Consider the following 24,811-nt stretch of genomic DNA (forward strand, 5'->3'; position numbering starts at 1 on the left):
CCATTATTCGCGGATTATCCAGGCGGCCCAGTAACTTGCGAATTAATATTAAATATTCTGATTAAAATGATGAATGATTTTCTTCGCTTAAACCTGATAGGCTCCTCACCGCAAATGGAACGCGTGGCCGCCCAGCTGAGAAAGATCGCAGGCGTCGATGCAACCGTGCTGATCAATGGCGAGACGGGCACCGGCAAGGAACTGGCGGCACGCGCCATCCACTATCTGGGTTCGCGGCGGGATAAGCCCTTCATTCCGCTCAACTGCGGCGCCTTGCCCGAGCAGCTGGTGGAAAGCGAACTGTTCGGCCACGAGCGCGGCGCCTTCACCGACGCCAAGAACGCCTCGCCCGGCCTGGTGGCCGAAGCCGATGGCGGCACCCTGTTCCTGGATGAAGTGGACGCCCTGAACTACAAGGCGCAGGCCGCCATCCTGCGCTTCCTGCAGGACCATACCTATCGCCGGGTCGGCAGCGGGGTAACGCGGCAGGCAAATGTGCGCGTGGTGGCAGCCACCAACAGCCGGCTGGAAACGCTGGTCGAACAGGGCCGCTTCCGGCGCGACCTCATGTACCGCCTCAATGTGCTGTCGATGCAGCTGCCGCCTTTGCGCGAGCGCAGCGGCGATGCGGTGGAAATGGCCCAGGTCTTCCTGTCACGCTTTGCCCACCAGTACCGCCTGCCGGAGAAACCGCTGCACGCTTCGGCGCTGGAATTCATTGCACAGCATGACTGGCCGGGCAATATCCGCGAACTGGAGAACATGATCCACCGCGAGTTCCTGATGTGCGATACGCGCGAGATTCACCTTGGCGGCGGCGAGCGGCTGGCGGAGGGGGCGCAGAACGAAGGCATCAGCCAGTTCAAGTCGGCGAAGGAAAAGCTGATCCTCGATTTCGAGCGGCGCTATGTGCGCGACGTGCTGACGCGGGTGGACGGCAACCTGACCCGTGCCGCCAGGCTGGCGGGCCAGGAGCGCAGCGCCTTCGGCAAGCTGGCGCGCAAGCATGGGCTGAGTCCCTCCAGCGCCCATTCCGCGTTGGACGAATCCTGACGCAGGGCAGGCAGGTGATCGCGAAAGCCGGCTTCATCCTGCTGGTGCTGCTGTTCGGCGCCCTGATGTTCATGGCAGGTACGCTTGCGCCGCCCGGCATCGGGCAGGCCGTGACGGGGGCGGCAAACCGGCTCGCCGCGTATCTGCCCGGCGCCGGGGATATCGAGGCCGAACTCAAGCCCGCCGGTCCATCCAGGCCCGGCACAGGCGCGGCTGCGGCCGGCCCCCCGGCAAGCGCCGCTGCCAGTGCCGCTGCCAGTGCCGCCGCGAGCGCGCCGGACACCCTTGCCGCGTCCAGCCTGCTGATTCCAACGCCGCTGCCGGAGGCGGGCAAGTACGGCCTGCAGGCCGGCCAGTACGCCCATGAGGCGGACGCTTCGGCCATGTATGCGAAGATCCGGTCCGCAAAGCTGCCGGCGCAAAAAGTCGCAAATGTCCAGGACCAGGGCGGTGCGCTGTGGACCGTGGTGGCGGTAGGCCCTTACGCCAGCCTGGACGAGGCGCGCACGGCGAACGGCATGGTGGCGGTGCAGCTGGGCCTGATCGGCCCCTTGCCGCTCATCCTGCTGCCTGCCCCCGCGAAGAGCTGATCAGCCGAACCGGCCACGGTAGCGCAGGGCCTCCTGGCCGCGGTCCTGCCAGCCCGCGGATCCGTAGCTGTCGACGAAGCAGATCTTGATTTGCGCCATGCCAACGCTGGTAAAGTACAGCCAGGCCGTGGCGTCCTGCTTGTCGCGGGTGATGTACCAGAGCGCGTCGCCGTGCGCCAGGCCCCAGCTGCTGACCCGGTGCACCAGCAAGTCGGCTTCGCCCTGGCTGACCAGGGCAACCCGCAGCCTGGCCTCGCCCATATTGGTGGTTTGGTAAATGCGTGCCATGATTTGTTCAAGAGGAGTGAATGATGACGATGAATCGCTTGCTCGGCCTGCGTAACGGCATGCACCGCGTTGACCTGGTGCAGCTGAACGATAGCACCTTGCCCGTCCTGGGGACCGCCCATCCGCAGCACGACGAGATGGAGCGCCGTGTCCACATCCAGCGGCACTGGGACCACCGCGCCGCCTCGCCGCGCGCGCCGCGCCTGGCCACCATCGACGAGCCGCTGGAGCAGCGCAGCCAGACGATCTTGTATTACCAGGTCGGGCCGGAGGTTCGCCAGCGGCTCAACGGAAGCGGGCCAACAGCTGTGCCCCGGCAGTCTTCCCAGGCCATGGAGCGGATTGGCTTGCACCTGCCGGCCCTGGAGATATAGCGCTTACTGATCGCTGATCGTCGTGGGGCCGCTTCCGCTCAGCTCTCTCTCGACCGCCCGTGACAGCATGCTGGACGAGCGAGGCGTCAGTTGCCGGTCTTCGACATGCTGTGCTACCGCTGCATGGGATTCGTCCGCCAGCCAGGTCGTTCCCCAGGCGAAGCGCGCCTCATCGCCTTGCGTCACCGCTCGTTTTTCATTGACAAGCCGTTCAGCCGTCGAAAGGATAGTCCGTTCTCCTCCGGGCGTTTGCGAGAGCGACAAGGGCGGTGGGCGGCCTGCGTCAGGCATGGGCCGGAATTCCCGCTGCATGGTCGCAGTCCGGTGCACGGGAAACTCCGCGCCGGGCTTCATGCGTTCGGCTGCTTCATTGTAGAGATCGGTTCTGGTGCGCCTGCTCATCTTTTTCTCCTCGGTCAAGGTACTGTTTGAGACGGTTTGCCCTTCAGGTCAGGCTCACCGGGTTTCCAAGTTCCGCACATAGGGCAAGAAAGTCGTCCAGGATGGCCGGCTGCCGCCTGTCTCCCAAGTAGTAGAAGTACTGGCTGTCGTCAGGCGGGGCCGGCCTGCAATCCATTTGCTCGAAGCCCAGCTTGTGCAGCACGTGGCGCGAACAATGGTTCACCTGTTCCGCCGACGTATAGATCCTCTCCACGCCGGCCGCCGCCAGTTGCGCGAACAATAGCTTTGCCGCCTGCTGCCCGAATCCCCGGCCCTGGTAATCGCTGCCGATCCAGAAGTAGAAGTAGGCGGACTGCCGCACACAATGGCAGCTGACGATGCCGACGAAACCCCAGCGCTCATGCATTGCTGCAAAGGTGTAGTGGCCCGCTTCGGGTCTTTCGCTGGCGATCCAGTCCTGTGCCTGCTGCAGGCTTTCCATTGGAGGCAGGCGCGTCATCACGCCGATCTGCTGGTCGCGGAACTGGAACAGCAAGTCGGGCGCATGCTCCGGACCAAGCGGCTCGATGCGCAGCGCCCCCGCGCTTGGCGGCTGCGGCAGGTAAGCCGGGTGTGCCTGCCAGCGCCGCAGCTTTTCCGATAGCTGCGCCTGCAGGTGTACGGCGGGTGCGTAGTCCGGTTCCAGGCCGAGCGCTTGCCGGGTATGGGCCAGCGCGTGATGGCTGGCGCCGGTACGCGCCTCGCACAGCGCGAGCAGATACAGCTCGTATGCATCGTCGCCGTAGAAGCCGAGGGCGAGCCGCAGGCAGTCCTGGGCAATATCCAGGAAGCCAAGCTGCATCGCGAACCAGGCCATGCGGGCGGCAAACCGGTCGCAGTGCCGGGGCGGGAAGAAATTCTCCCAGACACGGCCCAGCGCCTGGCGCCAGGCCCGGTGCGAACAGTCGGCCAGCCTGAACGGCACGCCCGACAGCGCATCCATCGCCGCCGCGAGCATGGCCGGGTCGTGGTGCGACTGATGAAGCAGCGCCAGGAAGGCTTTTTCGTTCAGGCCGTCCAATTGGCGCAGCGCCTGTTCGTGGGTGGGATGGGCCGCTTCCAGCACCGCGGCGATCTGCCGCATGCCGTCTTCATCCGGGGCCTGCGCGCCCGCGCGCCAGGCGGCGTGCATCACGATCCCGCCATCCTCCAGCTGGAGATTGCAGGCCAGGGCGCCGTCCCGCCGCTGGGCCAGGCTCAGCGCGTGGTAGTTGACCGGCGCCTGGGTTTCGCCGGGATGCCACTGGTTCGGCGGCGCCATGGCGCCCAGGCGTATTGCCTGCTCGTCGCAGACACCCGCGTCCGCGGCCAGCAAGAGGTAGCGTCCGCCCGCAATGCGCTGCAGGCGCTGCAATGTCGCCATCGCCTGTTCCGGCAGCAGCAGCGCGGCGCTATGGAAGTGGGTCCGGTAGTGATCCAGCACACATGCGGCCTGCGGCGTTGCGGCGGCGCCGTGTTCCGGGGGGCGGCGCGTCCATTCGTACGCCAGGTCCAGGTGTGCCGCGCCTTCGGCCTGATGGACGGCGACGGCGCACCCGAACAGTTCGCCGTAATGCACAGCCATCAGTTCCGAGGGCAGGGTGCTGAAATGATCCAGCGCCAGGAGCACCATCGGGTTATCGGCGGCCAGCAGGCTGATTTTCCGGCTGCGCAGCGTCAGCGCGCTATCGCTGCCCGCATCGAATGGCGCGGCGTCCAGCCAGCCTTGCGCGGCAAAGGGGCTGAGGCAGGGATGGCCGAGCAAGGCATCCGCATCCTCCTGGCTGCGGCAACAGGCGACCAGGCAGACATTGAGGGCAAGTTTGCGGCGCTCAAGGCCGGCGCGCAAAGCCTTCAGGAGGCGCCAGGCCAGCTGGCCCTGTGCGGGGGCGAGGTCGACCAGGTAGAGTGTTTGTCCGGCGTCGATGGCGCCGCTTTCGATGCCGTGCCGCCAGTACAGCATGATTGCATCCGCCCAGGCTCCTGCCAGGCCGGGGCTGGCCAGGCTGGCGAAGGAGTTCGGCGCGGCCGCCGGCTGCTGCATCAGCCGGGCAAAGCCGGCGGATGCGTCCAACGCGCCGTCCATCGGGCCGACTGTGGGTATCGTCCTTGTTTCCGAAGCTGCTTGCGCCGACATGATCTGCCTTTCCTGAGGATGCCCGAAGGGCGCCGCTTATTACAAGGAACCCGCTTTCCTGGCGGCCTGGCATGTCAGGCATGTCTCGATGACATGCGTTCCGCGCGTGACTTCGCTGAAGTCCGTCTTCTCCATGCGTTCATTGAGCTGCTTCCTGTTGTACGACTTCGGCGCGCGCAGGTCGACCAGCGCCTCCGCCCTGGCCTCGACGCAGGCGCTCGAAAAATTGTGGCCCGGGTTCTCAGGCGTTTCGGTATGCCGGTTTTGCCGCCGCCACTGCGTGCGGTTGCTCTTCGCCCAGGCTCCCGTCAGCTCCTTGTGGGTGTACACCTGCTTGCCATCCTCATCGAACACGCCGTCCCTTTGGGTGACGTGAAACCGTCCGCCCCGCGGCGTCATGACCATCATTTCGGTTTGTTGCGTGGTCCGCTTTACGGGTTTTTCAGCTCGTTTCATGATTCGCTTTCCTTAGAAAATTCAGGCATGCGCCGTGTTTTCCTGGATCTCGGCCTCCAGTCCCAGCATTTCGAAAATATTCAGCTGTCCGTTCAGTCTCAGGAACAATTCCTGGTAAAGCTCGACCGTATTGAGCCGTCCCCATTCGGTGGCGCGCCGCACCAGGTAGGGCACGGGGCTGTGCGGCTCCAGCCGCATCAGGTAGTCCGCCGTCTCGGCCAGGCGGGCGTAGGCTTCGGCCCGGTCGCGGATGGCGCCGTTGGGGATGCCGGCGGGCGCCGCGGCGGGCTGGCCCTGCGGCGCCGCTTCCTCCTGGGCCGCCGGCGGGGAGCCGCCGTGCACGCCGCGCTTGTTCAGTTCGGCTTCGACCAGGGACAGGATCTGCTGCAAAATGCCTTCAACCGCCTGCATGCCGGGCGCTTCGTCGCCGAACAGCGGATCGATGGTGGCCGTCAGCGCATCCAGTGCCGACAGGGCCAGCGACAGCGCGTCGCGCTGCGCCACATGGAAAGCGGTCGGCGTGGCGCCGATGCCGGCCATCACCTGGCTGCAGCTGGGACCATCGTTGGCATCGGCCTCCTGCTGGCCGGGCGGCAGGGCCGCTCTGACCTGTTCCTGGCGGCGCGCCAGTTCCCAGTCGGCCCAGCAGTACTCTCCCTGCCGCTCGGCCGACGCCAGCGGCACCATGCGGATGGTGGGCAGCAGCTTCTCGTTAATCCACTGGAAGATATTGGCACGGTACTCCAGCTCGTCCTGTGCCGCTTTCGGATACAGCTCCGCCCAGTAGGACCGGCAGAGCTCCTGCATCAGATGGAAGCAGGGGCCGATGCCCTGGAAGCCGGACTGCTTGACCTGCGCTTCCAGCAGCCAGGCCGCCAGCTGCAAATCCTTGCTCTGCGTGGCCAGCGCGTGGGCGCACAGCCTGCCCGTCTCGCGCCAGTCCGCGCGCTTCAGTTCGTGCTCCCAGCCGCCCATGGGCAGGCTGGCATCGTCCTGCCGCCGTGCCTGGGCGATGGCGCTGTACACCGGACTGCCGCGCAGGGAGCGGCCCGCGGGCTGGCTGCTGTCCACCGGCGCCAGCAAGGCCTCCAGGCTCATGTTGAGCTGGGCCTGGAAGAAGGCATCGCTCGCGGTGTCAAGGTCGGTCGGCATGATGTTTCCTTTCGCGAAAAAGATCAGGGTGCGGAGCGCGGGAAACCCTGCGGCAGCCTCAGGCTGACAGGCGCATGGGTCTTCGGATCGCTTCCGCTCAGATTGAGGCCGATGTACAGCCGGGCGCTGCCGGTGGCAGCCTTGCCCGGAGCGCCGTTCTTGCTGGTGACAGGCACCAGGAATTCCAGCGTCAGGCGGTTCGGATCGCTGCTGTTCGGAATCACGCCATTGGCCGGACGGTGCCGCTCGATCAGGCGCAGCAGGGCCCAGTTGCCGCTGGCGCCGAAGGAGGCGCCCACGCCATTGGTCTGCAGGTCGCTCTGCTGCAGGTCGGGCGCCGGCAGCCACAGCGAACCGCTGGCCCAGGTCAGGTCGAGCACCAGCGCCTGGCCGTAGTCCCAGTCCAGCGCGCTGCTGCGGTTCGGGAAGGCGGCGGATTTGCTGCCGGCGCTGAGGCTCCAGCCCACCAGCTGGTCGGCGCCGGCGGATTCCTTCGGCTGTGCGTGGAACTGGACCGCGAGCCGCACCGGCAGGCTTGCCAGGCCGGCGCTGTCGCTGCTGCCGTCCGCAGGGGCGGGACCCAGGTTGAGCGTGCCCTGGAAGAAGCGCGTGCTGGCGTCCAGCTGCGACAGGAACTGCCGCGCCGCGGTCCAGTAGGCGCCGCTCAGGCCCTGCAACGACTGCCGCAGCGCCGCGCTCTGTGCGCTGTAATCCGCGAAGAAGTTGCGCGCGGTAGCCAGGTCGGCATCGCTGCTGCTGAGCGGGCCGAAGGGGTAGCGCCCGGCCAGTTCGCGGTTGAAGCGGGACGACAGCGTGCTGTATGCCTTTACCGCCTGCGCATTGCGCTCGCCCTTGCAGGTGGCCTGGATCTGGCTTTCCAGCTTGAGGCGGCGTGCCGAGAACAGGTCATTGCCATATTCGGCCGGCTTGTAGTCCGCCATTGCGCTGCTGCAGTTCCCGGCATCCAGGCCCGGCATCAGCTTCAGGAACAGATTGTCCAGCTGGGCCACCTGGCCTGCCGGTTCCTTGAACTGGATATAGCGGTTCAACTCGGTGACGGTGTTGCTCCAGTAAGCCGCGCTCTGCGTATTGCTGTTCTGCGCATCGTTCTGGCCGCTGCTGTTGTTCAGGTAGCTCAGGAAAGGCGTGCCGTAACCCGCCAGCACCTGGGTGCGCGCCAGCTGCCGCGCCAGGAAGTCCTTGATCACGGGCGTGGTGCCGAGGTTGAACATGGGGCCCGGTCCCTCGCTGCTGGCGGATTCGTACAGGCGGCTGATATCGCCCAGGTTCTGCACCCGCGCCAGGCTGTCGCTGCTGTAGGTGCCGATGCACTGGTAGACCTGGGTGGCGCTGGCGGCGAAGTCCAGGCTGCGGTAGCTGCGCTGCAGCGTCAGCAGCGGCTCCAGCAGGGCGGCGAAATTGCTGCTTTCCCTTGCCAGCGCCTGGTCCTCGCTGGCCGCCGCGTCGACGGCCACCACGCTGGCGCCCGGCGGGATCTGCGCGCGATTGAGGCTGCTGTTCAGTGCCCGCTCCAGCTGGCGCAGCGCCATGCGCTGGTAGAGCGGCTGCTGGCCGGCCCCGGCCGCCGGCTTCATGCTGGACATCAGCTGCTCGTATTCGCCCACATAGCGGTTCGCCAGGCCGATATCGCTGGCGCGCCAGCCGGCCACCTTGCGCTGGCAGGAGAAGGGCTGGGTATCCTGCTGCTGCATGAAGTCCAGCGCCACCAGCGCCTTCAGGCCGCCCAGTTCATCCAGCAGCCGGGTGTTCAGCACCAGGCCCCTGTCGCCGCGCGTGAACAGCGAGCCATAGGGCGCCATCTGCATGGAGGCAAGGGTGGCCATATTCGGCTGGTAGCAGGAAGCCTTGCTGAAGTGGCCGGTCATTTTCTTCAGTTCCGCGTCCGGATAGCCCTGGGCGCGCAGCAGGCCGGCCTGTTCGAGAAGCCGGGATTCGGTGGCGCTGCAAGGATTGCTGCTGGCCGTGGAGCCCGACCACTCGCTGCCCACCCATTGCAGCCAGCTCGAGAAATGCCGCGTCCTGGCCACGGTGGAACCGTCGTCCTGGTCCATCTGCGCCAGCAGGCTGCTGCCTGCGCCCACTTCCTGCTTCAGCTGCGCGGCCAGCCTCTGGGCCGACCAGGACAGCTGGGCCGCCAGGCGCGGCTTCATCTCGTCCGGCAGCTTCAGGGGCTGCGGATATTGCGCCTGCCGCAATGCGGTCCGCAACGCGCCGTTGCCCTTTCTTACCGGGGGCGGCAGCGGCGACTGGTAGACCTCGTTGAACAGCGCCATGAAGGACGGCATCAGGTCTTTCCGCTTCAGCGCCACCGGCGTGCCGGCAATCTCCTGGAAACGCGCCAGATTGTTCTGGAAGCGCACGATGCGCTGGCTGGCGTCAAACAGGGCCTGCTGGCTTTGCACGTGGGCCAGCGTGGCGCTGTCCGGCATCTTCGCCGCGGGCGGCGTCATCAGCGCCTGGGCCTCCTGCTCCAGGCGGCAGGCGAGCCCGCCCAGCACCGCCTTCTGGAACACGCCGTTGACCACCTGCTGCATGTTGCCGGCGCTGGATGGGCGGCCGAACCAGGTGGCGGGAATCGTCAGGTAGGCCGTATCGTCCGGTAATCGGGCGATCTGTTCCAGCGCCTGCATCACGGTCTGGCGCTCGATGCAGCTGCCCTGCGGCGGCGGGCTCGCGTTAAGCTGCTGCTCGATCTTCTGCAGCGCGGCAACAGCGCTCTCGGCCACGGCCGCCTGTTCCCGCAGCTGCACGGCGGTCCAGAGCAGGCCGGCCAGCAGCAGCGCCGCCAGCGCCACGGCGCTGAACTGCGCGCGCCGTATCAGCTTGTTGCGCGACCAGATGCCCTGGCGGGTGGGGCGCGCCAGGTAGGGCTCGGCGAAGATCTTCTTCGCCACCAGCTCATCGATAAAGGCGATATCGCTGCGCGGCAGTCCGGCCGCAGGGGCGGCGCCCGCGAGGGCGGAGAAGGCAGGCGGCAGCGCGCCGGTGAAGTACAGGCCGCGGCAGAATACGCCGCTCTGCCAGGCCGAGGGCTGCATGAGCTGCGCCATGCATTGGCGCAGCGGCTCGCGCAGCTGCAGGAAGTGGCGCGGGAAAAGGAAGAACTGGTCGGCCCGGGACGGATCGGGATGGCGGCTTTCGGCCGCCGTCTGCACCTGCAGGCGCTTGAGCTGGCCGGCCAGGTAGTCAAAGGCCGTATCCACCCATTCGCCCGGCGCGGCGGCAGGCAGCAGCTGCGGCGTGGACCAGCCCACCATCTCCTGCGGCTGCACCAGGCTCTGGGTCTGCCAGAACTCGCTGAAGCCCTTTACGCTGTCCATCTCGCTGACCACCACGTAGACCGGCAGCGCAAACTCATACTGGCTCTCCAGCAGCGCGAGCTGGGCGCGCAGCGATTCCGCCAGCACGCTGCGTTCCTGGCTGCCGCCGGCCAGCAGGCTGCGCGCCGACACCACCAGGATCACACCGTCGACCGGCCGCTCGGGACGCAGGCTGTCCAGCTTGTCCAGGAACTGGCGCCATTTCCGCGCGCCTTCGCTGCCGGGCGCCGCCGCCGACCATTCGCCGGGCGGATCGATCAGCACCCCCTGCGGCAGGAAACGCCAGTTGCTGCCCTCGACCACCAGTTTTTCCTGTTCCTGCGACGGCAGCTGCCAATTGCCCGGATCAAGGGAGGCCAGCAGGCTCGATTTGCCCGCCGCCTGCTGGCCTATCACCAGCATCCACGCACTCTTGTAATGCGCCTCGCGCCGCGTGGCCAGGTAGCGCAGCGGCGCCAGCAGGCCGCGCAGGGCCAGCAGGGCGAGGGCGGGTTTGCCGAGCATCGCCAGCGGCAGGGCATGCAGCCTGGCCGGCCTGCGCGCGCGCCAGATCAGGATGGCGAGCACGAGGCCGGTCAGGACGGCAGCACTGGCGACGAGGAGTAGCAGCATGCTCAGGGCCTGAAGAGTTGGTCGAGTGGATACACCAGCGCGGCCCAGACGGCGCTGGACAGGATGAGGTAGCCGATTGCCGCGGCCCTGGCCGCCTTGCGCCAGGCCGACAGGGGCGCCAGCCGCATATCCTTTCCATCCGTGATGTTGTGCTGGTAGGCCTGCTGGAAGAAGCCCGGCGCGGCAGGCTGCGCGCGCGCCTGGCCGGTGCCGGCGATGCGCAGCAGCTGCTGGCGGTAGTGGTCCAGCCGCGCTTCGCCTTCGGGGTTGCGGTGCTGGCCCTTGAAGCCGAGCCGCAAGGCCAGCAGGAATACGCTGGCCAGGTCGGCATGCAGGGGATCGCGGCCGGCGCCGGCGATCAGCTTGTCCGCCAGCTGGAAGAACAGCAGGCCGGAGTGCGAGGTGCTGAACATCTGCCGTTCCAGCAGCACCGGCAGCCAGTGGTCGGCGCCAGGCCAGTGCAGTTCCAGCAGCAGGATTTCATCGGCCATGGCCGCCATCACGTACAAGGCCGTCTGGTGCAGCCTGATCTGCTGCGCGCTGCCCCGGCGCTGGAAGGCCAGGTGCTGTTCGCGCAGCTGCGCCAGCAGGCGGGCGCTGGCGCGGGTGGCGAATTCGGTATCGGACAGCGGGGGATCCAGCTGGTCCGGCGCCAGGTAGCGCGCCAGCACGCCGTCGTGCTGGCAGCGCTTGATGCTGGCCAGCTCTTCGTAGAAGGCAGCAAAACTGGCCAGCAGCAAGGATGCCTCCGATGCCGGGACGGCATCGGGGGCATTCCATTGCAGGCTTGGCGCAAGGTTCATCATGGTGTCAGGCCGCCTCGGCTTCGGTGTCCGCTTCGCTGCGCATCTTCTGGTACAGGAAGATGGCGGCCGGCATGTGCGAGCCCGCATGGCCCTGGATGCGCAGCGGCTGCTCCGCCACGAACAGCTCGCGCCTGCCCAGCTCGGCCAGGTCGACCGTGCGGTTCTCCACCAGGAACAGGTCGGCCAGCGTCGGCAGCTGGTAGCGCGCCACTTCATCCGCGCCCAGCGGCCGCACGCGCGCGCCCGGCACGCGCTGGCGCTGCAGTTGCGGAATCAGGCTGGCGTCGGCGATATCGGCCTGGCTCAGCCAGCGGCCCGCTTCCTCGATGGTCTGGCCGTCCTTGCGTTTGACTTCGATGATGAGCTGGCCTTCCACCTGCGGCGGCAGCTTGTAGCTGAAGCCCCCCGGCCCCTGCACCTGGAAGGGCCGGATATCGTATTCCGGCTGCGGCGCGCGCAGGCGGTCCTGGCGCACGCGCTCGAACTCCGCCGCCAGCGTGTCCTCGATGTAGCGCCAGGCCGCCTGGAACTGCGGCAGGCAGTCCTCATGCTGGTAAGGCGCCATCTTCAGGGGCAGGGGAGATGCCGCGAACTGCGCCACGCGGCCCACGGTATCGGCCAGGCACTCATAGAGGCGCTCCGGATGGGCCGCGCCATGCAGCAGCACCGACATGGGCGGCAGCGCGCCGGCCAGGTGGCGCGCCACCAGCATATTGCGCACGCCGCCGCTGTTCAGCCGGCCTTCCGGCCCGTAGCCGCTGGCTTCGGTAGCGAACTGCTGGGCATAGCCCCACCACAGTTCGTGGCGCGCACCCAGCTGGTGCAGCAGGCCGGCCGTGCCCAGGTGCCGGCTCGCGTCCAGGCACTGCATGGGCGGCAGGTAATCGCCGATATGCAGCATGCCCTGGGCGTCGCGCACCACCTCCAGCAGCGGGCAGGCGCCCAGGCCGGGCGAAGGGTTCAGCGCGCTGAGCACCAGCTCGCAGCGGATCTGCAGGCGGCCCACCGGCACCTCGCCATCGCCCGTGTTCTCGTCGGCCGTCATCAGCCCTGTCTGCGAGTCGTAGCGGCGTTCCGGGTCGCCGGCGCGCGCGGCGGCCGCCCCCCGTTCCGGCACCAGCAGCCACAGGCGCTGCGGCCGCTCGCCGGCGCGGCAGCCGCTCACGTCCGCCTGCAGCAGCGCATCAGGCTTGCGCGGGAAGTTGCCCGGCCAGGCCACGGCCAGCCCATTGGGCAGCACGCACTCCATCGCCTTGACGGTGATCACGTCCTTCACCAGTTCCACCTCCAGCCGGCGCAGGCCCCAGAAATTGGGGGCGACCGAAGCCAGGCGGTGGCGCAGGTGTTCCTGCCAATAGATATCGTTCTGCTGCAGGTGCTGCGGCGAGAGCAGCATGCCTTCCGACCATTGCACGGCATCCGGCAGTTGGGTGACTGTCATTGTGCTCTCCCTTTCATTTGATGGCCCCCAGCAGCTTGCCCAGCATGCCCTTGGGCGCCGTGCCTGCCAGCGTGATGGTGTCCGGCGCCAGCGTGACGGTAACGCTGCCGTAGGGTGTCAGGTTCATCATGGGCTGGCCGCCCGGCGCCACGTAGTTGGCATAGGCGTAGACGCCGATGGCCTTGGCGTAGCGCGCCGGGAAGGGCGGGCTGGCGGGCAGGTTCACGGTGCTGGCGGGCGGCACCTGCAGGCTCACCACGTCAAGGCCCATGGCCAGGCCGGCCACCAGCGCCGCCTTCTTGTCGAACCAATCCGGACCGGTTTTCGGCAACAGGCCCTGGGTGCTGCTGTCGTACACGAACACCAGGTCCAGCGCCGTGGCGTTGTTCTGGTTGGCATTGGCGGCGGCCAGGATCTCGATGCCCTGCAGGCCGGTAGGCGCAGGCTTGCCGGCGCAGCCGGCGATCAGGAGCATGATGGACAGGATGGCTTTCATGGCTAGCTCAGGATCAGGACGCAGGTCTGGGCCGGCGTGATCGTCATGCCGATGGTATTCGGCACCTTGCCGTTCTGCGCGGTCAGGCTGGTGAGATGGGTGGCAAACGCCGTCCCCATCAGCACCTTGACGCTGCCCAGGGTGTAGGTATCGGGGCCGATGAAAACGCCCGAGACCACGCCGCCCATCGCGCCCGGCTCATCGCCGTTGCTGATGGTGCCCGGCGTGAGCAGGTTCTCGGCGAAGCCGCCGCAAATGATGATGTTCGGCACATTGGGGATGTGCATGGTGGACACCGCGATATTGGGATACGGCACCGGCACCGCCAGCGGCGGCGTTTTGCACACATCGGGCACGGTCGCCATATTCACGCAGCCCATATTGGTGTTGGCAAACATGGCAGCTCAGCCCAGGCTGATGCGCTCGGCATCGATCTTGACGTCCTCTTCGGCCGTGACGCTGGCCTGCTTGCCGTGCATGCGCAGCAGGTGCTTTACGTCCAGCAGGTACTGCTCGGCGCGGCCAATGTAGTGCTGCACGTTCTCCACCATGTTCTCGGCGACCGTGGTAAACAGGTTGCGTGCATTCAGGCGCAGCACGCCGCTGGCCGCCGTCACCTCGATATCGCCCAGCGCCGCCAGGCCCAGGCTGTCGCTCGCCACCACGGCAAGCTGGGCCTGGGTCACGGTCAGCTGCTGGATGCCGGGCAGGTTCAGGCAGGCGTTATTGCTGCGCGGCCGCTGCAGCAGGTGCAGGATATAGACCGCGCCCTGGTCGCAGGCGGCGATCAGCACCCTGTCGCCGGCGCAGGGCTTGAGCAGGCAGGACAGCGACTGCAGCGCCATGCGCCCGTCATCCAGCAGATAGCTGCCGTCCGCCAGTTCCAGCGCCACCTGCGCTTCCGACCAGTTGGGGCTCAGCGGCAAGGGCGCCGATTGCGTGGATTCGATCGTCTGCATCATAGTTCCTCCGTCAACAGTGTTCTTGCCTGCGCCGCGAGCAGCGCGGCATCGGTCAGGCGCATGAGTTTCCTGTCCACGCCCGCAAAGGAGCTGTGCTCCAGCTGCGCATCGTGGAAATTGCTATGGTCGAGCGCGGCCTGGTCGAACAGCACATGGCTGCCGCGTGTATGGTCGAACTGGCTGCAGCGCAGGTCGCTGCGCGCGAAGCTGACGTCCCGCAGCCGGCTCTTGCTGAAGACCGCGCAGCCGAGTTGCGCATCCGCCAGGCTGCAATGCAGCAGCCTGGCCTGCTGGAAAATGGCGCTATGCAGATCGCTGCCGTCCAGCGTGGCATGCTGCAGGTCGGCCGTGGCGAACATGCTGTGGCGCGCCTGCACCTGGCGCAGGTCGGTGCGGTGGAAGCGGGCGCCCATGAAGCTGGACTCGCCCAGCAGGGCGCCGCTCAGTTTGGCATCGCTGAAATCGCTGCCGGTGAGCGTGCAGCGCTGCAGCTGGATACCAGCCAGCTGCTTGCCCCGCAGGTTCGCATTCATCAGCGCGCTGCCCTGGGCGCTCATGCCCATGATATCCACGGTCTGGAAGTCCATGCCCTGCAGCGAGGAGCGCTCCAGCCGCAGCGCGCGGAAATCGGCATCCACCGCCTGGCACTGGGTGAGGCCGCTGCGTTCCAGCACGGCTTGCCGCAGCACGGCGCCGGAAAAGTCGCACTCGGTGGCAGTGCACAGATGCCAGTGCGACCGCGTCCATTGGCTGCCGCGCAGGTCGCAGCGGCTCATGGTGATCCACTTCAGGTAGGCCGCCGGCATTTTTGCTTCCGGCATACGGCAGCGGATAAAACTGGTCTTGTACAGCAGGCTGCTGCTGAAATCCGCGCCGCTCAGGTCGCAGTCCACAAAGTTCGCCTCGCTCAGGTCGCAGTCGGCGAAGCGGCTGCCAGCCAGGTTCACGCGGTGGAAGCTGGCGGCGGCCAGCTTGCGGCCGTCCAGGCGCAGGCCGGGCAGTTCGCGCTCGTGCACCGGCTGCGACAGGCGCATCGCCTTCTCGATGTCGTTCCAGATGTTGTCCGGGGTCATGCCACGCTCCGCATCTTGTCCAGCCGGGCGCCGGTGAAAATGGCGCCGCCCAGGTCCATCTGCACCAGGCTGGCCTGCGTCAGGTCCGCGCCGCTGAAATCGGCCTTGCGGCCCATGGCCTGGTAGAAGTCGGCCTGGGCCGCATTCGCACGGCACAGCTTCGCATTCATGAAGCGCGAACCGGCGAACAGGCCGCGGTACAGGCGGGCATCGCTGAAATCGCATTCGTCGAAGCTGCAGTGCAGGCATTGCGCATCGCTCAGGTCGGCGCCGGCGAAGCAGGCGCCATGCCAGCCGCAGTGGTCGGCCTGCACCGTGCGCAGGTCGGCGTGGCTCCAGTCGGCCTTGCCGCCGCCCACGATCCGGTGCAGGCGCGCGCTGCCCCAGCGGCTGTGCCGCAGCACGGCATCCAGCAGGGTGACGCGCTCCAGCCGCGCATCGCGGAAGTCTGCATGCGCCAGGTTGGCCTTCAGCAGGATGCTCTTGTCCAGCACGCAGCGCTGCCAGCTGCTGTGCGGGGCCTGCGCCTGCAGCAGGTTGGCGCTGCCCAGGTCGGCCCCGTCCAGGCAGGCGCCGCTCAGGTCGATATGCTGGGCCAGGCAGCCGCTAAGGCGCACGCGCTGCAGGCCGCAGCCGCGCCAGCGCGCGCGGCTGGCGCGCACCTGCGTCATATCGGCCCCGGCAAAATTGGCGGCGACGGCGCTGCTGCCGCACAGATTGGCCCCCCGCAGCCGCGCGCCGGAGAAATCCGCGCCGTCCAGTACAGCGCCGGTCAGCACCGCGCCGGCCAGGTCGGCGCCGGCAAAGCTGGCGCCGCTCAGGTCGGCGTTCTCCAGCATCACCTCGCGCAGGTCCGCGCCGGAAAAGTCGGCGCCGCGCAGGTCGATGCCGGCCAGGTCGCGGCCCGCCAGGTGGGCGCCGCCCTGGTGCCACTGGCGCACCTGCTGGCCGAGCCAGGCCGCCGCCTCGGGCGCCAGCGGCGCGGCCGGCGCGGCCGGCGTCATGGCGGCGTGGCGGCCCTTGCGGTGCAGGCCGGGCTGCAACAGCAGCGAGGCACTGAACTTCGCGCGCAGCTCGCTGACCAGTTGCGGGTCTTGCGGTGCGGGCAGCTTCAGCTTGGCCACCAGCGCATCCACCGCAGGCGTCAGCGCCGCAGGCTGCAGCGCGGCTGGCAGCAGGTCGTAGGCCGGCACGCTGGCCAGTTCGAAGGCCGTGTTTTTCTGCGCCGCGATATCGGGCGGGGCGGCCTGCAGCGGTCCGTAGGCGGACTCCAGCGCGGCCTTCTGCTCCTGCAGTTCGGCGATGCGCCGGGCGCCGTCGGTGCGCACCTCCTCCGCGCGGGCATGGGCATCGGCCACAATGTCGGTCAGGTCGAAGTCGCCTTCGGCGATCTGGCGGGCAGTGGGGCGGTTGCGCACGGCAGGCGCGGCGCGCGGCGCCGGTTCCGGCAGCGGCAGTGCATACCTGGCGCACAGGTCGCGCTGGATTTCCTCCGTCGCGGCCTGCTGCCTGTCCTGCCGCGCCTGCGCTTCGGCGGCCTGCTCGGCCTGGCGCTGCGCCAGCGCATCCTCGCCCAGGGATGGCGTCAGCTGGCCCTCGTTGTAGACGTGCAGGCCCGCGGTATCGGCATTGCTGCGCAGCGCAAACACCTGCTCGTAGTGCGCCAGCGGCTTCGGCGCCTGCGGCGCTTCATAGGCGACCATTACTGCGCCGATATCCTGCGCCTCGGCATCGCCGATCACCGCCTGGCCATGGTAGGTGAGCAGGCCGATCTCCTGGCCGGGGAAGAACCATACCGTATCGAGCGTCATCGGCACTTCCTCCAGTGCGCCGCCGGCGCGTTGCACGAAGGCCCGCGCCCGGAAACAGGGCAGGCGGCCTTCGATGCGCGGCCGCTCCGGATGCAGATTGTCCAGGCGGTAGGCTTCGCCGCCCACCAGGGCCTCGGCCAGCCACTGGTCGGCCGGCGCGCGGTTGAAGGCCAGCGGGTCCATGTCTGCCGCGAAGCCCGGCGCATCGTGCTCGCTCCAGTGCTGATCGAAAGTGCCCAGCTTTTCCTTGCGCGGGCTCCAGTCGGGCGGCACCGGGCCGAAACTGGCCGGCAGGTAGGCACGGGCCGGCGAGGCGACCGGCGTCTGCGGGTATTCGATATTCGGCAGCACGCCATGGTTCTGGCCGAACAGCGGAGACCAGGGGTTGCCCGTGTAGCCGCAGCCCAGCGGGTTGCCGCCGTGTTTGGGCCCGCCATAGGCACGTTCGTAAGACAGCGGCATTTCGGTGAAGGGCAGGGGATCGGTGGCCTGGTAGCCTGGCAGCAGGCTGTTCAGCCAATTCCGGTCGCCCAGCACCCGCAGCTGCTTGGACAGCGTGCCAAGCCGCAGGCCCACGGTCAGCTCCCGCACCGCGCGGCCTTGCGGCGCCCAGGCGCTCCCGCTCAGCAGCACTTCGCCGCGCGCCTTCGGCAGGATTTCGTCCAGCGCCTGGCCATGCGGCAGCACACCCATCAGTTTTTGCCACTGCGGGCTGTCGGGCAGGAAGCGCGGCGCCCCGTCGCCCAGCCGGAAGAAGCCGAGCGCGCTCACCACCAGGTAGTGGCGGCCCCGGTGCCGATAGGGTTTTTTCAATAAGCCCAGCGTGCCTGGTTTAATGTGCTTCATCGCGCGCTCACAGGATGGTCATCATTTCGACGGTCTGCGTGACCAGGCCGCTGACTTTGGTTTCCACCACGCCGGGCTGGGTGGTGGTGACAGTACCGGTGCCGCGGATTTCGGTCAGCTCGATATCGCCGAAGGTCCTGGTTTCCACCTTGGCCGCCACCACTTCCGTGTCGTCCGAGGCCGCGTGGCTGTCGGTCTGGGTTTTGCCGCCGAACGCACGCCGGTACACATCGGCGGCGCCGTATTGGTAGATCTGTTTGGCGGTCATCGCGGCGACCACTTCGGACACCAGGCCGCCATAGGTATGTACCGTGGACACCAGGCCCAGCTGCGTGTTCAGCGTGGTCACCGCGCCCGCATGGGTATTGGTGTCGAATACCGCGCCGAGGTAGCTGTTGGTATTGGTGAGGACGCCGCCGATGGTAGTGGTATTGGTGACCGCGCCGCCCTGGGTGGTGGTATTGATGACGTCGCCGGTCTGGGTCGTCTTGTTCTCGATCTTGCCGTTGCCGGTCTGGGTGGTGGTGGTGATCACCGAGCCGTTCTGCTTGATGATATTGGTGACATCGCCCTGCTGGATGGTGGTGCTGCTGGTGGTCCCCTGGGTGACGCTGACCTCGGTACTGTTGCCCATGGTCGTGTTCAGGCTGGTGCTGTTGGCCAGGTTGGTGTTGATGTTCACCACCTCGCCCGTGGTGCTGCTGACGTTGTAGCTATAGCCCTGGTTGTTGCTGATGGCCGAGCTGCCCACCGTGGTGGTATTCCAGTTGACCGCCAGGCCGACCGTGGCCTGGCTGTAGGCGGTGCCCACGTTCTCGATGCTGGCGGTAACATTGGCCTGCGACTGCGAATAGGTGGAGCCATAGGATTCCGACACGTTCAGCAGCAGTTCGCTGGGCACCAGCGGCGGGCTGCTGATCGGTGGCGCGCTGATGACAGAGGGCGTACTGACATTTCCAGTGCCCATTGCCGACTGCATCAGGCTCTGCAAGGGCGGCACCTGCAGCGTGGGAGCGGGCGGAATCGGGCTCGTGGCGGTGGCATCCGGTGTCGGCGCCGCCGGATTCAGGGCGATGGCGGCGGCGCTGCCGCCGGTGGCCGTGGCCATATCGTCGAGCTCGTTCTCCAGCGCCGTCACACTGGCGCTGCTGGACAGCGCCATGCCTTCCGCAATCGCGTAGTTGAAGCTGGCGCCCTGGGCGTAGCTGGCGTTGCCGTAGTAGCCGGTGCGGTACTGGCGCGACACGATGCCCACCGCCGTGTTGTAGGCCGAGCCGCCCGGCGTGATGGACGAGTTCTTGCCGAAGGAGTAGCTCTGGTTGTCGCCGAAGCTGGTCGAATAGTTGTTGCTGACGCGGGTGCTGGCTTCCCAGCCCGACGGCGTGGCGCACTTGCTGCCGCTGGAGGAGATCACGTTCTGCACTTCCGGCAGCTCGGACTCGTTCTGCGCCCGGCTCACCACCACAATGGCGCCGGCTTCCGGCACGATCTGCATGCTGGCCGATAGCTTCACGAAATAGGCCGTGCCGGACGGGTCGGCGGCAAAGACCACGTGCACGCCGGTCGGCGTATAGCTCAGCGGCCCGGCCGGGGCCGAGAAGTTGGCCGTCTCGGGATGGAAGTAGTCCGGCGTAAAGGACTGCCAGTTGGGCGCCGTTTCTACGACGATGGCCAGCAGCGTCTCCTGCTGCGCCTGCTCCGGCCTGAACTCGCTGATCAGGCCGCTCGCCGTGGTGGCGGCGAAATCGTTCTGATAGCGGCCTTCGGCCGAGGCCTGGTGCTTGACCTGGGTGAGCACAAAGCTGCCGCCGGCGAAGGAAGGGCGGAACAGCGTGGTATTGCCCAGCGGCGGCGCCGCCACATGCTGGGCCTGGATGCCGGCCAGCTGGAAGGTATGCCCGGCGCGGAACTGGGCGCAGGTGGCGGTCCCCGAAAAGCGCACCGACTGCGCCGCCAGCGCCGCATTGGCGGCATTGGTGTACACGCTCACCTCGTTCTGCAGGGCGCCGAAGTCATAGGCCTTGTGCAGGGCCAGCGGCAGCAGCACCGGCTGCGAGGGTACGGCCTGGCCCGCGGCCTGGTAGGAGGCGGGCGTGGTCGGCGGGTCTTCCTCGAAGTTCGCATACTGGCGCGCGAAGGTGCTGCTCACGCTGCTGCTGCTCAGCGAACGCTGGTAGCGGTAGTTGGCGATCACGTCTTCCTGGTCCATGCCCATTTCCGTGCCATCCGTCTCGGTGTAGCGGAAGGCGGCGATGGAGGTATTCACCGGCGGGTAGTTCAGGTTGCTGTTGTCCGCAAAGACCACGGTGTGGCTGGTCGGCGTGTGCACGAAATAGAAGAACAGCTTGGCCTTCTTCACCAGCCGCTCGATGAAGTCGTAATGGCTTTCGCCGGCCTGCAGCCAGTCCTGCACCCGCGCCGTGGCCAGGCTGGCGTTGCCGGTGGTGCTGATGGCCGACTGCATGCGCACCGGCGTGGGGAAACCGTCGCTGGTCTGGATCACCGCCTGGATGGCGCTGATGATGTTCAGGTTGCCGTAGATGGTGTAGGCATTGGTGTGCATCAGCTGGGCCAGCGCCGGGCCCATGGTGATGTAGTACACGCCCTGTTCGGCCATCGAGATCGAGGTGATGATGCCGTTGAAGAAGGCCAGCACGGCCTCCGCGCCGCCCAGTTCCGTCACATTCGCCGCCTGCGCCTCGCCGCGCACCGCGCTGGCGAAAGCCTGTGTCATTTCCGCCGTGCTGAGCGGGCCGGGGCAATTGATGCCGACTGTTAGCGGCAGGCCCACCAGCTCGTCGATCGTCAGCTGCACATTGCCTTGCGTCGTGCCCAGGTAGGCGGGCGGCGTCAGGCTGGTATCGGTATTCGCATGCAGCTGCAGCTGGAACTCGAACAGCTCCGAGGCGTTTTCCTCGCCCTCGAAACTCACCAGGCGGAAGGTTTCGTCGCCCAGTATCTGCTGGGGCTGCTGCCCATCGGGCGGCAGGAAGATGGCCACATGCAGGTAGGGCGCCGGCGCCCCCTGCGGCAGCGCCAGTTCGGGCGTGATGGCGACGGTTTGCAAGGGCGCGTTCATGCAGCCTCCGTGGTGGCGAAGGCGGGCACCAGGTAGCGCACGGTGCGTACCGGCGCCCCCGGACTGGCCGGAGCGCTGCCCAGCCAGGCGCTGTAGCGCAGGCGCATGCCGATATTGCCGGCGCTGCCGCCCGGCTGCAGGCGGCCCGGCGGCACGGCGTCTTCGCGCAGGTTCAGTTCCACTTCGCAGTCGTGCAGGCCGTTGACCAGCAGGCGCAGCAGGCCTACCAGCCCCGGGTGGGAAGCCTGGCCCGCCGCCGCGGCCTGCGCCATGGGATGCCCGGGCGGCAGCAGGCGGCAGAAGGCGGCATAGTCGAGCGGATCGACTTCCAGCCGGATGCGCGCGCTCTGGTCCCAGGTGCGGCGGCCCAGCAGGCTGTTGCGGCCCAGCCTGTGGCCGCGCCGGCCCAGCTGCATGCGGTCCTGCGGCGCGATCGCATGCCAGGCGCCCACCAGCTGCACCACGCGCACGCGCGCGCCCACATACAGGCTCATGACCTGGGCAATGGCCGCCGCGCTCCTGCGGCAGTTGGCCAGCAGGCCCGCCAGGCCCAGCCAGGCGCGCCGGGGCAGTGGAATCTGGGCGGCCAGCTGGGGCAGGCCCATGCCCATGATGGCGGCCAGCTGCGCGCCGTGTTCGGTGTGCTCCGGCGGCAGGTTGTTCAGGCCCAGGTTCTGGCGCGCCTTGATCTGGTAGCGCAGCAGGTTCAGGCGGTGGTTGAACATGTCGAAGAAATCGGCCATGGCCGGCGAGCGCGCCCGCTTCAGGTCGCGCGCCCATTCCACGAAAGGTTCCGGCAAGGGCCCCAGCAGGCTGGCGATGCAGTAGTTCGGCGTTTCGATCTCGATCACCTCGCGCGCCACGCGCGCCGTCACGCGGTAGCTGCGCAGGCCGCTGAATTCGTGTCCGGCGAAGCGGCCCGACAGGTCGGCGCGGAAGCGCAGCCCGCCGGCCGCCGGTGCGCGGCTGCCCGGCGCAGGCCAGTGCAGCAGCCGCAGCAGCTGGAAGGGCTCGAAGCGGCTGTACTGTGCCAGCATCAGCTGCTTTACAGTACTGCCTGAACGCCAGCCAAGGGTGGCCATTGTTTTTGCTCGCCGGTGAGGTTATTCATTTCCAGGCTGACTTCAACCAGCTGGTTGACGGTCGCGTAGGAGCGCAAAAAGTGGCGCAGCACGGCGCAGAACAGCACCGCGCTGCTGTCTTCGAAACAGTGCTGGTCCACATGCAGGCGCACGTCGTGGCCGCGCACGAAACCGCGCCAGCCGTCCACATGCCGGTGCCGCATGATGGAGTGGCAGTGCAGGCCGCGCAGCCCGTCGATCTGGCGCAGGCCGTTGCCGGCATTGGGGCCCAGGTGCAGGCGCAGGATGTCTTTCAGCGCGCTCAATGCCTCCGGGCTGTCGGCCAGCGACAGGTGATTCAGGCTCAGCTGCGACACCAGGGCCCAGGGCCGGGCGCCGATGCAGGGCGGATTCTGGTGCGGCGTGGGCTTGCTGAGGGCCGTGATGGCCACCGAGCCCGGTCCTTCGAGGTACAGCGGGGCGCCGCTGTTGATCTGCTCCGGCAGGCGGCGGTTGGTGCACAGCGCGCGGCCGCCCACCACCTCGTCCACCAGCTGGGTGGTATTGAACTGCTCGTCCAGGAAGGAGATGAACACTTCGCTGCCCGCGACGCCCGCGCCCAGGCTGGCTTCGCGCCGCGTCGTATAGAAATAGTCCTGCTGCGCCAGCCGGTCCGACTGGTCCACCGCGAAATAGGGGGCGATCTCGCGCGTGCCGGTGCGCGGGCTGCTCGATTCCAGCATCTCGATCGCGTAGATCTCGCAGTAGCGGTGGTTTTCCAGGTCGCCCAGCAGGTGGTATTCGTGCTGGCGGTGGTCCAGCTTGAGCGGGTTCAGGCGCTGCGGGTAGAGGTTAACCAGCGGCACGCAGTTCAGGCGCATGGCCGCCGCATTGAAGCTGCCATAGGCTTGCAGGTCGCTGTCCAGCACGAACAGCAGGTCGAATTCATCGCACACGCCGTTGAAGTCGATATTGCCGACTTCAAAGAACATGAACTTCTCGGGGAACGTGAAGTACTCCTGCAGCAGGCGGTAGCCGGGATGGGTCTGCGGATTGGCGGGCAGCATGGCTTCGTCCTCGGCCTCGCCCAGCCAGCGGAAGCTGGCAGCCGGTATCCGGCGCGGCGCCAGCGCCTGGGCCTGGCCCGGATGGTGCGGCACCACCATCGCCATGCTGCCGAGGTAGAGCGCCAGCATGTCGTACAGGTCGTAAGCTCCCTGTTCCGCCGGGTTGAGGAAGAAGCGCAGCCGCCCGTGGCCCGTCACATTGGCCACGTCCTTGCTGCGGATGCGCACGCGCAGCACGGCGCCGCCGCGCAGCTCGCTGCCGTCCTCATTGCGCAGGAAGGGATAGTTCTTGACCGACTGGGTTTCAATCTCCCTCACCTCGAAAGGCATCAGCGGCGTTTCATAGGCGGTGCGGAAGCGGCAGTCGATCTTCTTGCCGAGGGCATTGAAGGCGGGCGCGCTGATGCTGCGGCCGCGCTCCAGCACCTGCTCGTGCGACAGGTCGCGGCCCTTGGGCTTGACGGCGATTTCCGCCACCAGCATGGCCGGCACCGGCGCCGCCAGGTGCGGATAGAGCGACTGCAGCAGGGCATTGGCCGAATTGGCCTGGTCCAGCTCCACCTGGTACTGCAGGCGGCCGGTGAGAAAGGCGAAGGACTGCAGCAGCAGCTCCACCTGCGGGTCGCGCGCTTGGCGCTGGTTCAGGCCGAGGGCATGCGCCATCTCGGGATGCTGCTGCGCGAAGGCCATGCCTTCCTGGCGCAGCGCGGCGAGCTCCGAATGGTAAAAATCCTTCAGCTTGGTATTGGCGCTATGCATCGCGGTTCCGGCTCATCAGGACGTGGGCACTTCAAAAACGAATTCGGCCGGCGGCGCTTCCGGCGCCAGGGAGCCGCTGACCACCAGTTCGTAGGGCATGAGCGCGCGGCCGGTCTTGCGCACCGCCGCTTTGGGGTGCAGCAGGCGCGGCTCATACTGCTGGATCAGGCGCACCAGCCTTGCCGCGTAGCGCTGCAGGGCCACTTCCTCGTGCAGTCCCTGTTCCACCACGTGCGGCATGCCGAAATCGAGCAGGCTGACGCTGCCGCCGCACACCAGGGCGCGCGCGCTGACGATGCGCTGGATCTGGGCCGCCACCAGCGCCGCCATGTCGCGGCTTTCGAACTGCCCCAAAGCCGGGAGCGGCGGACTGGCCAGGCGTTCCAGCAGGTACTGCATGATGCTCAGGCCGTCGGCGCGGCGGCCAGTGCCTGGTTCTGGCGCACGCTCCAGCCCTTCATGATCAGGCCCTTGCCCGGCTGCGAAGTGTCGTTGGCCTGCGGGTAGTAGGTCCACAGGATGTCCGTGAAGTTCAGCTTGAACTGCTCGGTCGGCATATCGTTGGGGTGGGTCTGGGTCTGGATCTCGCTGACCATGGCGTTGTACAGGTCGATCTTCATGATGCCGGCCAGGCTGTCGCCGGAGTTGCGCAGCAGGTAGATCGTGGTGCAGGCCTTGCTGGCGCCCAGCGGATAGGCGCGCAGGCAGCGGTCGTACAGCAGGGTCGAGGCGTTATCGATGTACTTGACGCAGGTGATGTCGGTAATCACCGGCCGCCCCGAGGTACGGGCATTGTTGCTGACGTCGGTGGTCATCTGCTGCTTCATGCCGAAGTGCACCGAGGTCAGCTCCAGGCAGGGCGCTGTGGGCAGGCCCAGGCCGCCGCTCGGCCACGAGGCAATCTGGCTGTTCAGCGCAGTTGTCCAGTTCGATGTTCCGGCCAGGATGGTGGTGTCCCCTGGCTGCATTAAGATCAGATCCATAACT

Annotated in this window: 21 protein-coding genes; 3 read left to right on the plus strand and 18 right to left on the minus strand. The window is 67.3% G+C overall.

Translation table 11 applies throughout. The features are described 5' to 3' along the window. Nucleotides 1–69: 69 nt before the first annotated feature. Together ACJRPG_RS08820 and ACJRPG_RS08825 are read left to right on the plus strand one after the other, a co-directional pair. Nucleotides 70–1,053, plus strand: coding sequence for a sigma-54 interaction domain-containing protein (locus ACJRPG_RS08820; protein ID WP_407999687.1), 984 nt, complete (start codon nucleotides 70–72; stop codon nucleotides 1,051–1,053). 14 nt (nucleotides 1,054–1,067) lie between these two features. Beyond that, nucleotides 1,068–1,643, plus strand: coding sequence for an SPOR domain-containing protein (locus ACJRPG_RS08825; protein ID WP_407999688.1), 576 nt, complete (start codon nucleotides 1,068–1,070; stop codon nucleotides 1,641–1,643). Here the strand turns inward: ACJRPG_RS08825 and ACJRPG_RS08830 are convergent, their stop codons facing one another. Beyond that, on the minus strand, nucleotides 1,644–1,931 hold the full coding sequence (locus tag ACJRPG_RS08830; RefSeq protein WP_407999689.1) for a 7(1) septoil knot domain-containing protein: 288 nt from the start codon (nucleotides 1,929–1,931) through the stop codon (nucleotides 1,644–1,646). A gap of 20 nt (nucleotides 1,932–1,951) precedes the next feature. Between ACJRPG_RS08830 and ACJRPG_RS08835 the strand changes: the two genes are divergently transcribed. Then, nucleotides 1,952–2,305, plus strand: a complete 354-nt coding sequence (locus tag ACJRPG_RS08835) for a hypothetical protein (RefSeq protein WP_407999690.1) — start codon at nucleotides 1,952–1,954, stop codon at nucleotides 2,303–2,305. Nucleotides 2,306–2,308: 3 nt separating this feature from the next. Here the strand turns inward: ACJRPG_RS08835 and ACJRPG_RS08840 are convergent, their stop codons facing one another. The 17 genes from ACJRPG_RS08840 to ACJRPG_RS08920 all read right to left on the minus strand — a co-directional run bounded on the left by ACJRPG_RS08840 (nucleotide 2,309) and on the right by ACJRPG_RS08920 (nucleotide 24,807). Next, nucleotides 2,309–2,707, minus strand: coding sequence for a hypothetical protein (locus tag ACJRPG_RS08840; protein WP_407999691.1), 399 nt, complete (start codon nucleotides 2,705–2,707; stop codon nucleotides 2,309–2,311). Between the two features lie 43 nt (nucleotides 2,708–2,750). Continuing rightward, the gene (locus ACJRPG_RS08845; protein ID WP_407999692.1) at nucleotides 2,751–4,799 is read right to left on the minus strand and encodes a GNAT family N-acetyltransferase; all 2,049 of its coding nucleotides are present in this window, start codon (nucleotides 4,797–4,799) and stop codon (nucleotides 2,751–2,753) included. A gap of 102 nt (nucleotides 4,800–4,901) precedes the next feature. After that, complete coding sequence (locus ACJRPG_RS08850) at nucleotides 4,902–5,318, minus strand: hypothetical protein (RefSeq protein WP_407999693.1); 417 nt, start codon at nucleotides 5,316–5,318, stop codon at nucleotides 4,902–4,904. Nucleotides 5,319–5,339: 21 nt separating this feature from the next. Next, nucleotides 5,340–6,470 (minus strand): type VI secretion system protein TssA, encoded by a 1,131-nt coding sequence (tssA, locus tag ACJRPG_RS08855; RefSeq protein WP_407999694.1) that lies wholly within the window; start codon nucleotides 6,468–6,470, stop codon nucleotides 5,340–5,342. A 23-nt stretch (nucleotides 6,471–6,493) separates the two neighbouring features. Beyond that, on the minus strand, nucleotides 6,494–10,423 hold the full coding sequence (locus ACJRPG_RS08860; RefSeq protein ID WP_407999695.1) for a type VI secretion system protein: 3,930 nt from the start codon (nucleotides 10,421–10,423) through the stop codon (nucleotides 6,494–6,496). 2 nt (nucleotides 10,424–10,425) lie between these two features. Then, nucleotides 10,426–11,229: a DotU family type IV/VI secretion system protein gene (locus tag ACJRPG_RS08865; RefSeq protein WP_407999696.1), complete on the minus strand. Its 804-nt coding sequence runs from the start codon at nucleotides 11,227–11,229 to the stop codon at nucleotides 10,426–10,428. 4 nt (nucleotides 11,230–11,233) lie between these two features. Further along, nucleotides 11,234–12,670, minus strand: coding sequence for a type VI secretion system baseplate subunit TssK (gene tssK / locus ACJRPG_RS08870; RefSeq protein ID WP_407999697.1), 1,437 nt, complete (start codon nucleotides 12,668–12,670; stop codon nucleotides 11,234–11,236). A gap of 13 nt (nucleotides 12,671–12,683) precedes the next feature. Next, nucleotides 12,684–13,166 carry a hypothetical protein gene (locus tag ACJRPG_RS08875; RefSeq protein ID WP_407999698.1) on the minus strand — a complete coding sequence of 161 codons (483 nt, stop codon included), beginning with the start codon at nucleotides 13,164–13,166 and terminating at the stop codon, nucleotides 12,684–12,686. Between the two features lie 2 nt (nucleotides 13,167–13,168). Beyond that, on the minus strand, nucleotides 13,169–13,564 hold the full coding sequence (locus ACJRPG_RS08880; RefSeq protein ID WP_407999699.1) for a DUF4150 domain-containing protein: 396 nt from the start codon (nucleotides 13,562–13,564) through the stop codon (nucleotides 13,169–13,171). 6 nt (nucleotides 13,565–13,570) lie between these two features. Then, nucleotides 13,571–14,128, minus strand: coding sequence for a DUF3540 domain-containing protein (locus ACJRPG_RS08885; protein WP_407999700.1), 558 nt, complete (start codon nucleotides 14,126–14,128; stop codon nucleotides 13,571–13,573). Next, on the minus strand, nucleotides 14,125–15,201 hold the full coding sequence (locus ACJRPG_RS08890; protein WP_407999701.1) for a pentapeptide repeat-containing protein: 1,077 nt from the start codon (nucleotides 15,199–15,201) through the stop codon (nucleotides 14,125–14,127). The genes ACJRPG_RS08885 and ACJRPG_RS08890 overlap by 4 nt, the downstream gene beginning before the upstream one ends. Next, a complete protein-coding gene (locus ACJRPG_RS08895; protein ID WP_407999702.1) occupies nucleotides 15,198–17,858 on the minus strand; it encodes a DUF2169 family type VI secretion system accessory protein in 2,661 nt (886 codons plus the stop codon). Before ACJRPG_RS08895 ends, ACJRPG_RS08890 begins: the two co-directional genes overlap by 4 nt. Nucleotides 17,859–17,865: 7 nt before the next feature. Further along, nucleotides 17,866–20,937, minus strand: coding sequence for a contractile injection system protein, VgrG/Pvc8 family (locus tag ACJRPG_RS08900; RefSeq protein WP_407999703.1), 3,072 nt, complete (start codon nucleotides 20,935–20,937; stop codon nucleotides 17,866–17,868). Then, nucleotides 20,934–21,974 carry a type VI secretion system baseplate subunit TssG gene (tssG, locus tag ACJRPG_RS08905; RefSeq protein WP_407999704.1) on the minus strand — a complete coding sequence of 347 codons (1,041 nt, stop codon included), beginning with the start codon at nucleotides 21,972–21,974 and terminating at the stop codon, nucleotides 20,934–20,936. The genes ACJRPG_RS08900 and tssG overlap by 4 nt, the downstream gene beginning before the upstream one ends. An 8-nt stretch (nucleotides 21,975–21,982) precedes the next feature. Continuing rightward, nucleotides 21,983–23,824, minus strand: coding sequence for a type VI secretion system baseplate subunit TssF (tssF, locus tag ACJRPG_RS08910; protein WP_407999705.1), 1,842 nt, complete (start codon nucleotides 23,822–23,824; stop codon nucleotides 21,983–21,985). Nucleotides 23,825–23,839: 15 nt separating this feature from the next. Then, entirely contained in the window at nucleotides 23,840–24,223 is a 384-nt protein-coding gene (locus ACJRPG_RS08915; protein ID WP_407999706.1) for a GPW/gp25 family protein, read from the minus strand. A gap of 5 nt (nucleotides 24,224–24,228) precedes the next feature. Beyond that, nucleotides 24,229–24,807: a type VI secretion system tube protein Hcp gene (locus ACJRPG_RS08920; RefSeq protein WP_407999707.1), complete on the minus strand. Its 579-nt coding sequence runs from the start codon at nucleotides 24,805–24,807 to the stop codon at nucleotides 24,229–24,231. Nucleotides 24,808–24,811 lie beyond the last annotated feature (4 nt).

It is taken from the genome of Pseudoduganella rhizocola, assembly GCF_045984285.3.
Classification (GTDB): Bacteria; Pseudomonadota; Gammaproteobacteria; order Burkholderiales; family Burkholderiaceae_D; genus Rugamonas.

What these genes read in the sequence shown, in the direction of transcription:
- ACJRPG_RS08890 (WP_407999701.1), bottom strand. Translation starts at nt 15,201, where the DNA reads ATGACCCCGGACAACATCTGGAACGACATCGAGAAGGCGATGCGCCTG.
- ACJRPG_RS08840 (WP_407999691.1), bottom strand. Translation starts at nt 2,707, where the DNA reads ATGAGCAGGCGCACCAGAACCGATCTCTACAATGAAGCAGCCGAACGC.
- ACJRPG_RS08830 (WP_407999689.1), bottom strand. Translation starts at nt 1,931, where the DNA reads ATGGCACGCATTTACCAAACCACCAATATGGGCGAGGCCAGGCTGCGG.
- tssF (WP_407999705.1), bottom strand. Translation starts at nt 23,824, where the DNA reads ATGCATAGCGCCAATACCAAGCTGAAGGATTTTTACCATTCGGAGCTC.
- tssK (WP_407999697.1), bottom strand. Translation starts at nt 12,670, where the DNA reads ATGACAGTCACCCAACTGCCGGATGCCGTGCAATGGTCGGAAGGCATG.
- ACJRPG_RS08880 (WP_407999699.1), bottom strand. Translation starts at nt 13,564, where the DNA reads ATGTTTGCCAACACCAATATGGGCTGCGTGAATATGGCGACCGTGCCC.
- ACJRPG_RS08885 (WP_407999700.1), bottom strand. Translation starts at nt 14,128, where the DNA reads ATGATGCAGACGATCGAATCCACGCAATCGGCGCCCTTGCCGCTGAGC.
- tssG (WP_407999704.1), bottom strand. Translation starts at nt 21,974, where the DNA reads ATGCTGGCACAGTACAGCCGCTTCGAGCCCTTCCAGCTGCTGCGGCTG.
- ACJRPG_RS08860 (WP_407999695.1), bottom strand. Translation starts at nt 10,423, where the DNA reads ATGCTGCTACTCCTCGTCGCCAGTGCTGCCGTCCTGACCGGCCTCGTG.
- ACJRPG_RS08895 (WP_407999702.1), bottom strand. Translation starts at nt 17,858, where the DNA reads ATGAAGCACATTAAACCAGGCACGCTGGGCTTATTGAAAAAACCCTAT.
- ACJRPG_RS08850 (WP_407999693.1), bottom strand. Translation starts at nt 5,318, where the DNA reads ATGAAACGAGCTGAAAAACCCGTAAAGCGGACCACGCAACAAACCGAA.
- ACJRPG_RS08920 (WP_407999707.1), bottom strand. Translation starts at nt 24,807, where the DNA reads ATGGATCTGATCTTAATGCAGCCAGGGGACACCACCATCCTGGCCGGA.
- ACJRPG_RS08915 (WP_407999706.1), bottom strand. Translation starts at nt 24,223, where the DNA reads ATGCAGTACCTGCTGGAACGCCTGGCCAGTCCGCCGCTCCCGGCTTTG.
- tssA (WP_407999694.1), bottom strand. Translation starts at nt 6,470, where the DNA reads ATGCCGACCGACCTTGACACCGCGAGCGATGCCTTCTTCCAGGCCCAG.
- ACJRPG_RS08900 (WP_407999703.1), bottom strand. Translation starts at nt 20,937, where the DNA reads ATGAACGCGCCCTTGCAAACCGTCGCCATCACGCCCGAACTGGCGCTG.
- ACJRPG_RS08835 (WP_407999690.1), top strand. Translation starts at nt 1,952, where the DNA reads ATGATGACGATGAATCGCTTGCTCGGCCTGCGTAACGGCATGCACCGC.
- ACJRPG_RS08865 (WP_407999696.1), bottom strand. Translation starts at nt 11,229, where the DNA reads ATGATGAACCTTGCGCCAAGCCTGCAATGGAATGCCCCCGATGCCGTC.
- ACJRPG_RS08875 (WP_407999698.1), bottom strand. Translation starts at nt 13,166, where the DNA reads ATGAAAGCCATCCTGTCCATCATGCTCCTGATCGCCGGCTGCGCCGGC.
- ACJRPG_RS08820 (WP_407999687.1), top strand. Translation starts at nt 70, where the DNA reads ATGAATGATTTTCTTCGCTTAAACCTGATAGGCTCCTCACCGCAAATG.